Consider the following 15,668-nt stretch of genomic DNA (forward strand, 5'->3'; position numbering starts at 1 on the left):
CCAACTCCTTTAGTCCGTTCAACTCTTCAAAGCTGTTACTCTTTTAGTTTATCACGTTTAATTATCAAGCACTATAAGATATTTTATGGTGCAGGAAACCTCCGAGAAAAGTTTCCCCATAAGAATTTCTCTACTTGCCGGGCCGAAAAATGCTTAGCAAGCTCTTCTGCCCAAGCTGTATAGAGTTCATATGAGCTAAGGCCATCAATCGTCTCCTCTATACCATCGAAGTCGGAACCGAATCCGATGTGATCCTCTCCTCCCAGTCCACAAATATGATCAACATGGCGCAGTAAATCTGTCATCGTGGCCGTTCCCTCTTCCTTGACAAAAAAAGGAACGAAAGACAAGCCAATCACGCTGTCTTTTTGGATTAATGCACGAATTTGATCATCCTTTAAATTACGCGGATGAGCACAAAGGCGGTAACTGTTTGAATGACTGGCAATAGGCGCATCAGCTAGCGCTATCACATCCCAGAAAGCCTTCTCTGACAGATGGGATACATCAGTCCATACATTCCACTTGTTTAATAACTGTACCACCTCATTTCCAAATTCCGTCAAGCCACCGCCCCGCTTTGTCATTACACCATCTGCCAGCGCGTTTGAATTATTCCAAGTTAAACCGATAGACTTTACACCTAGACGGAGCAAAGTCGTCAGCTTCAAAGGATCTTCCTCAATTGCTTCGCAGCCCTCTAAAGTAAGGACCGCTCCAATTTCTCCTTCTTTCAGATCATTCATTTCCTCTCTAGATGTAACAGCTTTCATATCGGGGTAAGGACGAATGATTTTCTCATAGAATAATTCAACTTGCTCTAAGGCAGCTCTAAATCGATCATGCGGCTTTGTAGAAGGCGATAAAAAAATAGCAAAACACTGAATTTTCGCGTTTGCCTGCTTTAAACGGGTATATGTAACATGCAACGACGGATCCTCAAATGTTTTATGACGATCTTGCTGCAATTGATACAATACGTCGCAATGGGCATCGAAGATCATTTCCTTTTCTCTCCTCCAAACGCGCAAAACCAATGAAGTAAATCGGAATGATAAATAGAATATATCGTTATTTTTCCACGAAATCAAGAATTTTTCGAAAAATTAAATAAGATTTCTTCTATTAATCACTTTTCGGCATTGATTTTACACATGGTTGATATGAATTCACCCGTGTAAACGAAAAAACACATTTACACGGATGAACCGGTTTCTTGTTATCCTTTACTCCAAAAGATTAGCGGGGCTCAACAATCAATTTAATCGCTGTGCGTTCTTCTCCATCAATGACGATATCTGTAAAAGCCGGGATACAAATCAAATCCACTCCACTTGGAGCAACAAATCCGCGGGCAATCGCAACTGCTTTCACTGCTTGATTCAATGCGCCCGCTCCAATTGCCTGAATTTCAGCCGCTCCTCTTTCTCTAAGAACACCGGCAAGTGCACCAGCTACAGAATTAGGATTAGATTTTGCCGAAACTTTTAATATCTCCATTTCTTGCCCTCCTTTTGTTAACCATACCGCCGTTCATGTAAGTGAACATTGTAGGTCATTATCCTTCCATTGTTACTATATTCGGCGAAGGAGGCTTGTATTACTTGTCTGATGGAACAAAGACTTTTATTCAGCAAGAAAAGGAAAATCGTCATTTATTAAAATGCGGTCGATGGCTTTCGCCCGCCCTGTTTTCTTATCTACATCAATCAGACAGGCACTCAACTGTGTACGGCCGCTCTTTGGTACCTCGAACCTTACAGGCAGGCTCGTAATAAACTTCTTCATTACCGCCTCTTTCTCCATACCAAGAATGGCATCGTAAGGGCCAGTCATCCCAACATCCGATAAGTAAGCCGTCCCTTTCGGCAACACACGGTTATCCGCTGTTTGAACATGTGTGTGTGTACCGACAATGGCTGACACTTTTCCATCCAGAAACCACCCAAGCGCTTGTTTTTCGCTGGTCGCCTCAGCATGGAAATCAACAAATATGACCGGGGTCCGTTCCCGCGCTTTGGCTACCAGCTCCTCCGCCTTTTTGAAAGGGCAATCCAGAGCCGGCATAAACGTGCGTCCCTGCAAGTTAATAATAGCCACTTCTGTCCCTGCTTTTTTCACAAAAATTAAACCCGTGCCGGGAGCGCCTTCTGGAAAATTAGCCGGACGTACTATTTCTCTAGCATGATCGATAAAGTCAAAGACTTCCTTGTTGTCCCATGCGTGGTTGCCAAGAGTAACAGCATCGGCTCCGTCCGCCAAAAATTTACGATAAATTTTTTCCGTTATTCCCCGTCCCGCAGCTGCATTTTCTCCGTTTACAATTGTCCAATCAGGGGAGTATTTCTTTTTTAACATAGGTACGTATTCACTAATCATATCGCGTCCTAAAGAACCTACAACATCACCGATAAATAATATCTTCATATGCGTTCCTTTCTTCTTCCGCTTCTTAATTCAGAGAGGAGCTGGCCATGTACGGCATATAAAAAAACAAAGCGGTGTGATTTCTCACACCGCCCATTTCTTATTTTGCATATTCTACCGCACGTGTCTCTCTTATTACGGTTACTTTAATATGACCCGGATAATCGAGCTCTCCTTCGATCCGCTTGCGGATGTCACGTGCCAAGCGGTGTGCTTGGAGATCATCCACTTGCTCCGGTTTCACAATGATGCGAATTTCGCGTCCAGCCTGAATAGCAAATGATTTTTCTACGCCATCATATGACTCAGAAATTTCCTCAAGCTTTTCTAAACGGCGAATATAATTCTCCAACGTTTCACTGCGGGCTCCCGGTCTTGCAGCTGAAAGAGCATCAGCTGCAGCAACGAGTACAGCAATTGTTGAAGTTGGTTCCGTGTCACCATGATGAGAAGCAATACTGTTAATGACGACAGGGTGCTCTTTATATTTCGTTGCAAGCTCTACCCCTATCTCCACGTGGCTTCCTTCTACTTCATGGTCGACAGCTTTACCAATATCATGAAGCAATCCAGCACGGCGGGCAAGTGTTTCATCCTCACCAAGCTCGGCGGCTAGCAAACCTGTTAGGTAAGCGACTTCCATAGAATGCTTCAATACATTTTGCCCGTAGCTTGTACGATATTTCAGACGACCTAAGATCTTGATGAGATCCGGATGCATACCATGCACCCCAACCTCGAAGGTCGTTTGCTCACCGACCTCCCGGATATGCTCGTCCACTTCTCTGCGCGCCTTATCCACCATCTCTTCAATGCGAGCTGGATGGATACGGCCATCGTGTACAAGCTTCTCAAGTGCAATTCTTGCTGTTTCTCTTCGAATTGGATCAAATCCGGAAAGAATGACCGCTTCCGGTGTATCGTCAATAATAAGATCGATACCCGTTAATGTTTCAAGGGTGCGAATGTTTCTTCCTTCCCGTCCAATAATACGGCCCTTCATTTCATCATTTGGCAAAGTGACAACGGAAACCGTTGTTTCTGCTACGTGATCGGCCGCACAGCGCTGGATGGCAAGAGAAAGAATTGACTTAGCTCTCTTATCTGCTTCTTCCTTTGCTCGGTTTTCCTGCTCTTTCGTCATGATAGCGATATCATGAGCAAGCTCTTGTTCCACACGCTCTAAAATAATTGAGCGGGCTTCATCCCGAGTCAGACTAGCGATTCGCTCTAGTTCCTCTTGCTGTGTTTTGATCATCTCTTCCACTTTGCTGTCCATCTCTTCAATATGTTGTTGTCTTTCATTAAGAGCTTCCTCTCTTCTCTCTAGCTGCTCTTCACGCTTTTCTAGAGATTCATCTTTCCGATCGAGGTTCTCTTCTTTTTGTAACAAACGATTTTCTTGTCTTTGCAATTCGTTTCTTCGTTCACGAAGTTCTGATTCGGTATCTGTACGAAGCTTGTGAATTTCATCCTTTGCTTCAAGCAGAGCTTCTTTCTTCGAAGATTCTGCTTCGCGTTTTGCGTCATCAATGATTTGTTCAGCAGCGCTTTTAGCACCGGCAATCTTTGATTCGGCAATGGATTTTCGAACAAAATAGCCAACAACGACACCGACGATTAGGCCAAGCAAAATGGAGATGATTGTAATGGCGTCCATTCTTTCACCTCCTCTTGCTATGAACTTTTGCCATGCTTTAAACATGTCGGCTGATACATTGTGTTAACATTTCAATATTCAGCTGCTAACTTCTGTTGTTAAGAGAAAAAATGTAAATACACATCTCAATTTTATAGTTGTGAATTTTTGTTGTCAAGAGTTTCATTGCTCGCATTGTATTTCCTTATCTCTTAACTGAAATAATAAAAGACTATAAGAAAAAGCAATGCCTTTCGACATTGCTTTCCTGTTTTACTCATCCAGTAGGTTGAATTCCTCCGGGAGTGATTCTTCTTCCGCTGGTTCTGCCACCTCAGCATCTAAGCCATGGTGTTGGCGGAGCTTCGTCATAATCTCATGGCGAATTTCAGGGTTTTCTTTCAAGAACTGCTTAGCGTTCTCACGCCCTTGACCGAGGCGCTCCTCATTGTAAGCATACCAGGCACCGCTTTTTTGCACGATATCAGCTTCAGCACCCATATCAATGAGTTCACCCTCTTTGGAAATACCTTCCCCATACATGATGTCCACTTCAGCTACGCGGAATGGAGGAGCCACCTTATTCTTAACAACTTTAATTTTTGTCTTATTACCTACCATTTCATTGCCCTGCTTTAAAGTTTCCGCACGGCGGACCTCAAGACGGACAGAGCTGTAGAATTTAAGCGCACGTCCACCTGGAGTTACTTCAGGGTTACCGAACATAATTCCGACTTTCTCACGAATCTGGTTAATGAAAATAGCAATTGTTTTTGATTTATTAACGGCACCCGATAATTTACGAAGAGCCTGTGACATCAAACGGGCTTGAAGACCTACATGGGCATCGCCCATTTCTCCTTCAATTTCTGCTTTTGGCACGAGGGCTGCGACAGAGTCAATAACAAGAATGTCTATCGCTCCGCTCCGTACAAGAGCTTCCGCAATCTCAAGTGCCTGCTCTCCAGTATCTGGCTGGGAAAGTAATAATTCATCAATGTTAACGCCAAGCTTCTGAGCATAATCCGGATCCAGAGCGTGTTCGGCATCAATGAATGCTGCTTGTCCTCCATTTGCTTGCACCTCTGCAATGGCATGCAGAGCGACTGTTGTCTTACCAGAGCTTTCTGGGCCATAAATCTCAATAATACGTCCGCGCGGATATCCGCCTACTCCAAGAGCTGCATCAAGCGCGAGCGAGCCGCTTGGGCTTGTAGAAATCTTTCTCTCTGTTTGCTCTCCTAGTTTCATAATAGAGCCTTTACCAAACTGTTTCTCAATTTGTTTCAAGGCCATATCTAACGCTGCTTGACGATCGTTCACTAAAATTCCTCCTCGAAATTAGCAATCTATAAATTAAACACACGTGAATATACTGTTTCAAAACCTATATTAACTATACCTTTTCAGCGGTGAAATTTCAAGCAAAAATCGAACATTTATTCGGTTTTTTATTCCAAAAAATAGAGGGACGAGACTGAAGAAAAAGATGAAGAAATTCAATAAAATATAGAAGAACACTGCCTCTTTATTTTACCACATACGCCGAAATGGTGGTAATTTTACGCATAGAACGTGCCCCTGTCAGGGAGGACAGAGGCACGCTTAAGAGAGTTTTTATTTGTAGGAGGCAACACCTGTAGCCTTTTCAATAGCTTGTTCTAAATCAGCGATTAAATCTTTCGGCGATTCCAGTCCAATCGACAGCCGGATCATTTCTTCTGTCGTGCCCGACTTGGCCAAATCTTCGATGCTCAGCTGCTGATGGGTGGTAGAAGCCGGGTGGATAATTAGTGATTTTCCGTCTCCCACATTCGCTACATGTGACCATAAACTGATATGGTCAATTACTTTCCTTCCAGCATCCCGTCCGCCTTTGATACCGAAAATAACAATCGAACCGAACGTATTGTTTAAATACTTCTTGGCTAATTCATGTGATGGATGGTCCTCCAGGCTCGGATGAGACACCCACTCTACGCCGGGGTGCTCCTTTAAGAAGTCTACAATGGCCAGCGTATTCTCATGGTGGCGCTGGATGCGAAGGTGCAGAGTTTCCAAGCCTTGCAGCAGCAAAAAGGCGCTGTTTGCGCTTAAAGCCGGACCAAAGTCCCTTAAGAGCTGGACACGCAGCTTAACCGCGAACGCCGGACCTTCTAAATCAGCAAACTTTAATCCGCCATAGGACTCATCGGGTTCTGTAAATCCTGGAAACTTATCGCTGTTCCAATTGAATGTACCGCCATCGACTACGACTCCTCCAATCACGGTACCGTGGCCGCTGATCCACTTCGTTGCGGAATGAACCACAATATCTGCCCCCCACTTTAACGGCTTGGCCCCATAAGGAGAAGCGAATGTGTTATCAATAATAAGGGGAATATCATTCTCATGTGCAATGCTCGCAACCTTCTCAACATCCAATACGTTCAATGACGGGTTGCCGATGATCTCACCAAAAAGCGCCTTCGTTTTTGGAGTAATCGCTTGGCGGAAATTCTCAGGGTCTGTTGAATCAACGAACTTCACTTCTATTCCGTACTTCGGAAGCGTGTTGGCAAATAGGTTATACGTTCCCCCATACAAATTAGCTGCCGCTACAATTTCATCTCCTGCATGAGCTACATTTAAAATCGAAAAAGCAATGGCTGCCATCCCGGAAGAAAGGGCTACTGCAGCAGCTCCTTCCTCAAGCATAGCTACTCTTTTTTCAAATACGTCAACTGTCGGATTAGTAATACGTGTATAAATATTACCAGGCTTTTGCAAAGCAAATAAGTCTCTCGCATGATCTGCATCTTCAAACACATAAGAAGTTGACTCATAAATCGGCACTGCCCGGGCACCAGTCACTGGATCAGGCACCTGGCCGCCATGAAGCAAAATTGTCTCTTGATCCCAAGATTCCTTTGTCATATTTCTTCCTCCATTCACTTGATATGTAGAATACTTACAAAAAAACCTTCTTCTTGTTTTCTAAGAAGAAGATTTCCTTTCTCGCTGTCTACCATGTTCCCTCACCTAACTATATAACCTTTTAGACAGAATAGTCAATCTATTTGAAAGCTTGCCTGGCTAAGAATAGCCTGGCTTTATGTTTTTTGAGAGAGCTCAGCTAATAAGTAATGACAGCCATACTTAACTGCCCTCTTTCGGACACCGGCCCGACTCCCGCTCAAGCTTAATTTAAAGGTTTCCGTTTCTTTTCCTTTGCGAGACAATCCAATCCAGACAGTACCGGGAGGATGGCCTTCTAGGGGCTCTGGACCCGCCGCTCCCGTAAAGCTTATACCAAACTCCGCACCTAGTAACCGACGCACGTTTTCTGCCAGCTCAGCTGCGCATTCCGCACTGACCGCCCCGTATCTGGCTAGCGTTTCCTCTTTTACTTTTACTAGTTCTTTTTTTGCTTCGTTGGAATAACAAACAATCCCGCCGCTAAAGAAAGAACTCGCTCCCGGAACATCCGTTAATTCACTTTGGAACAATCCGCCTGTTAAGCTTTCAGCTGCGGCAATACTGGAATTATGCTTTTTCAAATGAACAGCCAATTCACGGGCAAGAGTCGTATCGTTATAACCATAGAAATACTCCCCTACCCGACGCAGCACTTCCTCCTCTGCCTGCTGGATCATTTGCAGAGCCGCTGCCTCTGACTCATGCTTAGCCGTAATTCTCAAAGTGACTTCCCCATCTCCTGCAAGCGGAGCAAGAGTAGGGTTTTGCTGCGCAATCAGCAGGTCTTCTAATTCCGTTTCCAAGGTTGATTCGCCAATTCCGAAGAATCGCAGTACCCGAGATTCAATCTTCTCTACTTTTTCAAGTATATTCAACAGCTCAGGCCTTGCATAAGAGGTAAACATCGGCTGCATTTCCCGGGGCGGGCCTGGCAAAAGAATATACGCATGCTTATTCTTTTTCACCAGCATCCCTGGTGCCATACCGTAATCGTTTGGCAGCACGACGCTCTTTTCCATCACAAGCGCTTGCTTTCTGTTGTTTGGCGTCATGGTAATCCTGGTCTTTGCAAAATAATTTTCGATGCTCTCTAAAGCCGCTTGATCATATACGAGCGGACGGCCGATGTGAGTGCTGATCGTCTCCTTCGTTAAGTCATCCTTTGTTGGGCCAAGCCCGCCAGTGAAGATAAGCAGGTCAGCCCGGCTCTCTGCTTCTCTAATTGCATGAATCAGGCGTTCCTTATTATCGCCGACAACTGTATGATAGTACACATTAATACCGATTTCCGCCAGCTGCTGTGAAAGAAATTTAGCGTTTGTATTTGTAATTTGTCCTAATAATAGTTCAGAGCCTACAGCAATAATTTCTGCATTCATTCAGTTTACTCATCCCTTCTGCTTTCAACATTAATATAAAAAAGACCGTTCCAGCAGCGCGCCTTTGCATCTTTTTTCTCGTGCCATTATGCGGCGCTTGTAAAGACTCGGCTCTTGCTGCTGAAACAGTCTCTTATTTGGAATGTTTAAAAACTCCGCGGTTTAGATAGAAATAATCCCATCCTGACCAAACAGTGAAAAAAGCAGCCACCCATAAAGCAATATCTGCGAATGGAAAACCAATGTTTTCAAATGGCGCATTGTGAAGAAGCAGTGCTGCAATCGCAATAATTTGTGTCCATGTTTTAATCTTGCCAAGCATGTTCGCAGCGACTACTTCCCCCTGCCCTGCCAAAATCAAGCGTAAACCGGTTACTGCAAATTCCCGGCTGATGATTAGGATAACAATCCATGACGGAGCCAAATTAAATTCTACTAGTACAATCAACGCAGCTGATACAAGCAATTTATCAGCGAGCGGATCTAAAAACTTCCCTAGATTTGTTACCAAATCCAGCTTTCTTGCATAGTAGCCATCAATCCAGTCGGTTGTTGAGGCGATAATGAATAATACAGCTCCCCAAAAGTGAGATGCAGGCATCGTCACTCCTAAAACAGAGAGATCTCCCCACCCGAAGTCAACGAGCATGATGACTAAAAATAAAGGGATCATTACAATCCTTGCAATGGTTATCTTATTCGGTAAATTCACAACAGACCCTCCACCTATTCTATCTTCAGACAGCTGACAAACGGCTGCTGAATAGCTGCTCCATTACTGTGCAGCTGGCTGAACCTGGATAACAATATCCTGTCTCACCTGTTTGTCTACAGGAAGCTGGTATTTCACCGGCTGGCCATTTACTCTTACTTCTGTAGCAGGCGCATATCCAACAATCACCTTTGCCGACTTCTGCCCCGTTAAATTAAACGTTTGAGACTGGCCGTTAGTAAGCGTACCGCTAAAATGGCTCTTTCCGCTTCCATCCGTTACTCCTATCCACGTTTCCCCTTTTGATAGAACAGATACCTCGAACTTGTCTGCATTCTTCAAATGATATACAGCTGTTTTGCCATTTACCCCGGCTGCAGCTAAAGCAGGCTGAGGCTTAGCTGCCGGCTTTTCTTGTTGAGGAGCAGCAGGTTTAGGATCTTGTTCCTCCTCCGCCTTCTCGCTATCCTGCGGCGTACCGCTAACTGCTTCCTCCCCGCTGTTCACCTCTTCATTTGGAGCTTCTACGGTTGACTCCTCATCCTGAGCCACCTCATTCGGTTCATTCTTTGGAATAAGGAACCATACAAGGAACACAGCCCCGATAATGAAAGCCCCAACTAATATTTTTGGTAAATACTCCAGCAGCTTGGAGGGTTCCGCCGGAACGGTAGTGCGCGCTTTCTCCGCATTAATCTCTCTTTGCGGTACCTCATCGTCACTTGCAGCAGGAATTTCATGTTTATATTCCTCAAACAGCTGCTCAGCATCAAGCCCTACGGCTTCCGCATACTGCTTAATAAATGCCCGAATGTAAAAATCCCCGGGCATCATGTCATAATTTCCTTCTTCAATGCCGCTTAAATATCTTTTCTGTATTTTCGTGATTTCCTGCACGTCAGCTAACGACAGCTTTTTTGCTTCTCTTGCTTCTCTTAAGCGGTTTCCTAGCTCAGTCACCCACAACACCTTCCATACTTAAAAGTTAAATCCACCAAAATCTGAGTCTTGAAAGAAGTTATTCTTTTCAACTGGCTCGTATGTAATTTCCTCATCAGGATGATTGCGAAGCTCGATAATATAATCAAAATCGTCCAGCGTATATTCGCTGTTTTGCACAAAGATATCCGGATGCTCTACCACCTTAACGGCCGGCAGGCGCATGATCTCTCTAACAAGCTGCCAATGCTTTTCATTGGCCCGCTTCGTGGACACCACCCCGTCCATAATAAAGATATGGTTAGGGTTATACTCTGCCCGAATTAATTGATCACGAACAGTTTGCTTAATCATTGTAGAAGACATAAACAGCCACTTTTTGTTTGCACATACACTAGCAGCTACAACCGACTCTGTTTTTCCAACTCTGGGCATCCCGCGAATACCAATTAGTTTATGGCCTTCCATCTTGTATAGCTCAGCCATAAAATCAACGAGAAGTCCAAGCTCATCACGCACAAAACGGAACGTCTTCTTATCGTCTGCATCCCGCTGAATGTAGCGGCCATGCCGCACAGCCATCCGGTCTCTCAGCTTAGGCTCTCTCAGCTTAATAATTTCGATCGTGCCCATCTTCTCCAAGATGGACTCTAGCCTTCTAATTTGATCCTCGCTTTCAGCAAGCATCAGCAGACCGCGGCTTGCTTCATCCACGCCGTTAATAGTGACAATGTTAATGGAAAGCATACCTAACAAGGACGAAATATCACCTAATAGTCCCGGCCGGTTTTTGGTAATTCTGTACTCTAAATACCACTCTTTTTTAGACATAACAAACGCTCCTAATGGCTTTCCCGTAAAAGCCCAATTATTATTGATGTCTAAAGTCTATGATATATGATTTACGCGGCGAATGAAAGAAAAAAGAGAGGGAAAAGTTCCCCTCTCCTTACAATCTAATTAACCTTATCGCTGCACCAGCTTTACCATGATGCTGGCAATTGCTTTTTGCTCTTCTTCAGAAGCAACAGACCACAAATCAGCTAACACTCGCTCCTGCTCATTTTTAGGATCTACTTGAGCTGCAAGATAATCACCAACTTGATAAGCGATGTTATTAATTGTGTCGTTATTCATTCCTGCAGTCGTTGCTTGATTTAATTTGTCTCCTAAGAAGCTTTTCCATTCTTGCCAGTTGTCAAGTACAGACATCTGCAGTCCCTCCTTTATTGAGTTACAACAGTAGTTTGCCCCGCAAAAATGAGTTTATGCATTTATTATGTGTACCAGCCTCCATTTACTCCCAGAACCTGGCCGGTAACATAAGAAGAAGCAGACGAGCAAACGAAATGAACAGCTTCAGCGATTTCAGCTGCCGTGCCTAGCCGCCCAAGCGGAATGTCGTCTGCAATTTCTTGTTTTTCCTCCGGCGAAAACTGGCCCATCATTGGTGTGTCTACTGCTCCGGGGGCTACTGCATTGATTCGAATCCCCGAGGGGGCCAGCTCTTTTGCCAGTGCCTTAACAAAAGCAATTTGAGCTCCCTTTACAGTGGAGTAAGCAACCTCACAAGCAGCCCCTGTTTGTCCCCATACCGAGGAAACCAATACGACAGATGGCGCTGCCGCCCTTCTCAGCTTCGGAATAAGCTTCTGGATAATGACCATCGGGCTCTTTACGTGCAGCTGCCACAATTCGTCAATTTCCTCCTCTTTTATGTCCTGGAACAGGCTGTAATGAGCAGTTCCCCCTGCAAAGACAGCTGCCTCCACTGCAAACAGCTGCTCTGCCAGGAGAGCGGCGCTGCCGTGTTCCGTTAAATCTGCTTGTATGGTTATGACCTCTGCCCCCATGGCCGCTAAATCCGCTTGCAGGCGCCTTACCTTTTCTTTGTTTTTAAAGTACTGCAAATATAAGTTCCAGCCTTCTGCCGCCAGCTTGCGGGCAATTTCCGCTCCAATGCCGCCGCTTGCGCCAGTGACAAGCGCCCATTTCTCCATTATGTATTCTCCTCTATTTACAAAACTTATGGCAGCAGGAGGTGTCTGTCAATTAGATGGACATCTCCTGCTGCCTATTTCAGTTATTTCGGTAAAATTTGAAACGTGCTTAACCGGTCCTCGGAGATCATATGTTTCGCTGTATCCATTACATCAGTTAACGTAACACTCTCATACACCGGCACTACATCAAATAGGTTCATCCCATTAAAGGCGTAACGTGTAAATTGGTTTGCAATATATTCAGGCGAGTTAATGGATCGCAAGAACGATCCGATTTTCTTCTTAACAGACCGCTGCAATGCTTCTTCTGTTAAGTGCTTGCCTGCTGAAGCTTCCATCAGAATTTGTTTCACCCGTTCTGCCAGCTCTTCAGGTTTGGCTGTATTTCCGCCGACCATAGCGAAGCCAAACCCTTTCTCCTGGGTAAAGTCATAATAAAAAGTTTCATCAATCAGACCTTCCCGGTAAAGCTGGTAGTAAAGCGGCGAGCTCTTTCCAAACAGCGCATCCAATAAAACATTCATCACAGCTTCCCGTTTTTGCAGCTCTTTGCCTTGCAAATTCGTATCGACAGCCTTGAGCCCCACTTCACACTTAGCTGTTTGTACGTTCATTTGACGTACCTGCTTTGGTTCTTTCACCTGCTCCGGTTCTTCCTCGAATGCACGCTTCACCTCTGGCTGCTCCTTATAATCTTTCTTTCCTTGGTTCGCTCTGACAAATTCAATCGTCTCTTTAGGATCAACGGAGCCGACAACGAATAAGAGCATGTTGCTCGGATGATAGAAGGTGCGGTAGCATTCATATAAATGATCTTTCGTAATATCCGCAATGGATTCCACTGTTCCTGCAATATCAATTTTAACCGGGTGATGGTGATACATATTTTGAATAAGACCAAAATAGGCTTGCCAATCCGGATTATCGTCGTACATGCGAATTTCCTGTCCGATAATCCCTTTTTCTTTCTCTACCGTTTGTTCTGTAAAATACGGCTCCTGCACAAAATTAAGCAATGTTTCTAAATTCTCGTGTACACGGCTCGTGCTTGAAAATAAATAGGCCGTCCGTGTAAAAGAAGTAAAGGCATTCGCCGAGGCCCCTTGCTTGCTAAAGTGCTGAAACACATCTCCATCTTCCTTCTCGAACATCTTGTGCTCTAGAAAGTGAGCAATCCCATCCGGAACACGGACATAGTCATCTTTCCCTAGAGGAATAAAACGGTTATCGATGGAACCGTATTTCGTTGTAAAGGTGGCATATGTTTTGTTAAAGCCTTTTTTCTGGAGAACGTATACCTCTAAACCATTATCCATCTTCTCATAAAACAGTTCCTCCTGAAGCTGGTCAAATGCGATCTTCTCCATTATTCTCCCTCCGTTCCCGACAAGAAATAAATCGTATCCATTTCCACTTTGCCTGCAGCGGAAACTACTTCCTCTTTCGTTGTTCTTTCCACGGCCTCGAGCCATTGATCGATTGTAATCTCGCGTCCTCCGACCACATTCTGATAAAGCATTTCGATAATCCCTCTCGCTGTATCAACTGTTTCAAGCAGCTGGTTACGCAGCACAGCCTTTGTCTGCTCAAGCTCGTTGTCAGAAATTTTCCCGTCCTTCATATCTGAGAGCTGTTCGCGAATAATCGCAACTGCTTGCTCATAGTTTTTACTGTCAATGCCTGATAAGATCATCAAAAAGCCTTTGTGGCTCTCCAAGCGGCTGGCTGCATAATAAGCCAGGCTCGCCTTCTCTCTGACATTGGTGAACAGCTTAGAATGAGAAAAGCCGCCAAAAATACCGTTAAACAGCTGCATAGCAAAGTAATCTTCGTCCTTGTAAGCTACATAGGTGCGGCAGCCAATATGAAGCTTGCCCTGCTTGATATCCTGTTTTTCTTTTACTTCTTTCACTTCAGCAGGCTGGGAAGAGGATGAGGATGCGTCGGCAAGTTGAGGAGTTCGAGCGGTAAACTGAAGGAAGCTATCTGCCATTGTCTCCACCTGATCCGCTTGCACATCTCCAACTACATATAAGTCCAGTTCATCTTCTGCAAATGCTTGCTCATAGTATTGATAAAGATTAGATGCATTTAACTGATCAATATCATCAAGCCGGCCATTGACATGAAGAGAATACGGATCGTCTTTATACATCTCTTCAAGCAGACGTGCATTCGCATAACGCATTTTGTCGTCATACACGGATTCGATACGCTGTTTTAGGCTCCGTTTTTCATCGTCTACGATATCTTGATTAAAAGAACCATTTTCAACGAGCGGCTTTTGTAACACTTCGTGCATAAAAGAAAATGCACGTTCAAGCAGTGATTCACTTTCTTTTAAGAATTTTTCATTGGCCACTTCCATCGTAAAATTAATGACATGATAATTTCCTTTTTTGCCCAAGTCCACATAGAAGCTTGCCCCATATAGGTCATCCAAATATGAACGTAAATCTGTCGATGTGGGATATTTCTCTGATCCGCCCTGAAGCACATAAGGCAGCAAAGCTCTTTTCGTTATCGTTTCTTCTTTAAGCGGGGCTTTCATTTTCCACATAAGGGTGATCGTTTTATACTTATCCGTTGGTACAATGTGCAGCTTGTATCCATTCTTATCAATAATTGTTTCATTTACTAATGCCATTGAAATTCCCTCCTTCTCCAAACAGCTATGTCTTTATTTTTATCCGTTTATTCATAGATTCATGCTTGTATTTAACGAAATCTTACTTTTTACTATACAGAAACGTCAAAAGATTGAAAAAGAAAATGCTCTACACAAAAACCGTCCTACAGCGGACGGTCTTTCATGTAAAGCATTAGTTCGGATAGATGCAGACTGAGAGGCTACAGTCGCTTTCTCAAAACATGAAAGCGAAACTTGTCTGCTTTAAAATAGTTCACGGAATAAAGAACAGCTTTATCCTGCTCATCATAGTGAAGCTGCTTTAGCGCGAGCAAAGCCGTTTCCGGGTCACATTCTAAGATAGGAGAAACCTTCTCATGATAGCCGAACGGTTCGATATGAGCGACTGCATAAGAAATTTTACGGTTGCTTGAACGATCAAACAGAGAAAAAAGCGACTCCTCCTTGTATTGATGATCTTCAGGATAATATTTGAAAGGGATCTTATCCAGACAGTATACAACTGGTTCGCCGTTTGCCGTGCGCACCCGTTCGACAACGAACAATTCTTCATCGGAGCTGCATCCTAAACGGCGCTGCTCTTCTTCTGACGGCAGCTCGGTGCTCGAGCTTAGGAAAATAGTGCCCGGCTTCATACCAGCCTGAACAATCATATCTGTTACACTCGTGAGCTGCTCAATTCCTGAAGTAAACAACGGTTTAGCATTTACAAATGTTCCAACACCGTGTCTGCGGATAATGACATTCTCCTCTTCAAGAATACGCAATGCTTCTCTCAAAGTAGCCCGGCTAACTCCCAGCTGCTTAGAAAGCTCAAATTCAGAGGGGAGCTTTTCCTTTTCCTTGTAAACGCCGGCTTCAATATCTCTTTTTAAATGATCAATCACTTGGAGATATAAATGCCGGCTATCCGGCTTAATTGTCATGTTATCACCCGCTTTCTTTCTGTCTATTCTTTAGT

The 15,668-nt window shown here is 44.2% G+C and carries 15 protein-coding genes; all 15 read right to left on the bottom strand.

Going from position 1 to position 15,668, the window contains the following annotated elements; translation table 11 throughout:
• Nucleotides 1-83 precede the first annotated feature (83 nt).
• The 15 genes from QY97_RS01585 to QY97_RS01655 all read right to left on the bottom strand — a co-directional run bounded on the left by QY97_RS01585 (nt 84) and on the right by QY97_RS01655 (nt 15,633).
• Nucleotides 84-1,004: a dipeptidase gene (locus QY97_RS01585; protein ID WP_039232563.1), complete on the bottom strand. Its 921-nt coding sequence runs from the start codon at nt 1,002-1,004 to the stop codon at nt 84-86.
• Between the two features lie 235 nt (nt 1,005-1,239).
• Nucleotides 1,240-1,500, bottom strand: a complete 261-nt coding sequence (gene spoVS / locus QY97_RS01590; RefSeq protein ID WP_039232564.1) for a stage V sporulation protein SpoVS — start codon at nt 1,498-1,500, stop codon at nt 1,240-1,242.
• A 126-nt stretch (nt 1,501-1,626) separates the two neighbouring features.
• A complete protein-coding gene (locus QY97_RS01595; RefSeq protein ID WP_039232566.1) occupies nt 1,627-2,427 on the bottom strand; it encodes a TIGR00282 family metallophosphoesterase in 801 nt (266 codons plus the stop codon).
• Between the two features lie 100 nt (nt 2,428-2,527).
• Nucleotides 2,528-4,087, bottom strand: coding sequence for a ribonuclease Y (rny, locus tag QY97_RS01600; protein ID WP_039232569.1), 1,560 nt, complete (start codon nt 4,085-4,087; stop codon nt 2,528-2,530).
• A 252-nt stretch (nt 4,088-4,339) separates the two neighbouring features.
• Nucleotides 4,340-5,389 carry a recombinase RecA gene (recA, locus tag QY97_RS01605; protein ID WP_039232572.1) on the bottom strand — a complete coding sequence of 350 codons (1,050 nt, stop codon included), beginning with the start codon at nt 5,387-5,389 and terminating at the stop codon, nt 4,340-4,342.
• A gap of 294 nt (nt 5,390-5,683) precedes the next feature.
• Nucleotides 5,684-6,982, bottom strand: coding sequence for an O-acetylhomoserine aminocarboxypropyltransferase/cysteine synthase family protein (locus tag QY97_RS01610; protein ID WP_039232575.1), 1,299 nt, complete (start codon nt 6,980-6,982; stop codon nt 5,684-5,686).
• A 176-nt stretch (nt 6,983-7,158) separates the two neighbouring features.
• Entirely contained in the window at nt 7,159-8,403 is a 1,245-nt protein-coding gene (locus QY97_RS01615) for a competence/damage-inducible protein A (protein ID WP_039232577.1), read from the bottom strand.
• A gap of 133 nt (nt 8,404-8,536) precedes the next feature.
• A complete protein-coding gene (pgsA, locus tag QY97_RS01620; RefSeq protein ID WP_039232580.1) occupies nt 8,537-9,115 on the bottom strand; it encodes a CDP-diacylglycerol--glycerol-3-phosphate 3-phosphatidyltransferase in 579 nt (192 codons plus the stop codon).
• Between the two features lie 63 nt (nt 9,116-9,178).
• Nucleotides 9,179-10,075 carry a helix-turn-helix domain-containing protein gene (locus tag QY97_RS01625; RefSeq protein WP_039232583.1) on the bottom strand — a complete coding sequence of 299 codons (897 nt, stop codon included), beginning with the start codon at nt 10,073-10,075 and terminating at the stop codon, nt 9,179-9,181.
• Nucleotides 10,076-10,093: 18 nt separating this feature from the next.
• Entirely contained in the window at nt 10,094-10,885 is a 792-nt protein-coding gene (locus QY97_RS01630) for a YmfK family protein (protein ID WP_039232585.1), read from the bottom strand.
• Between the two features lie 135 nt (nt 10,886-11,020).
• Complete coding sequence (locus tag QY97_RS01635; RefSeq protein ID WP_039232587.1) at nt 11,021-11,266, bottom strand: DUF3243 domain-containing protein; 246 nt, start codon at nt 11,264-11,266, stop codon at nt 11,021-11,023.
• A 65-nt stretch (nt 11,267-11,331) separates the two neighbouring features.
• Nucleotides 11,332-12,054 carry an elongation factor P 5-aminopentanone reductase gene (gene ymfI / locus QY97_RS01640; RefSeq protein WP_039232590.1) on the bottom strand — a complete coding sequence of 241 codons (723 nt, stop codon included), beginning with the start codon at nt 12,052-12,054 and terminating at the stop codon, nt 11,332-11,334.
• Nucleotides 12,055-12,137: 83 nt separating this feature from the next.
• A complete protein-coding gene (gene yfmH, locus QY97_RS01645; protein WP_039232593.1) occupies nt 12,138-13,424 on the bottom strand; it encodes an EF-P 5-aminopentanol modification-associated protein YfmH in 1,287 nt (428 codons plus the stop codon).
• Complete coding sequence (gene yfmF / locus QY97_RS01650) at nt 13,424-14,704, bottom strand: EF-P 5-aminopentanol modification-associated protein YfmF (RefSeq protein WP_039232595.1); 1,281 nt, start codon at nt 14,702-14,704, stop codon at nt 13,424-13,426. The genes yfmH and yfmF overlap by 1 nt, the downstream gene beginning before the upstream one ends.
• 203 nt (nt 14,705-14,907) lie before the next feature.
• The gene (locus QY97_RS01655; RefSeq protein WP_039232597.1) at nt 14,908-15,633 is read right to left on the bottom strand and encodes a GntR family transcriptional regulator; all 726 of its coding nucleotides are present in this window, start codon (nt 15,631-15,633) and stop codon (nt 14,908-14,910) included.
• Between the last annotated feature and the right edge of the window lie 35 nt (nt 15,634-15,668).

The sequence above is a fragment of the Bacillus thermotolerans genome, assembly GCF_000812025.2.
GTDB lineage: Bacteria > Bacillota > Bacilli > Bacillales > Domibacillaceae > Quasibacillus > Quasibacillus thermotolerans.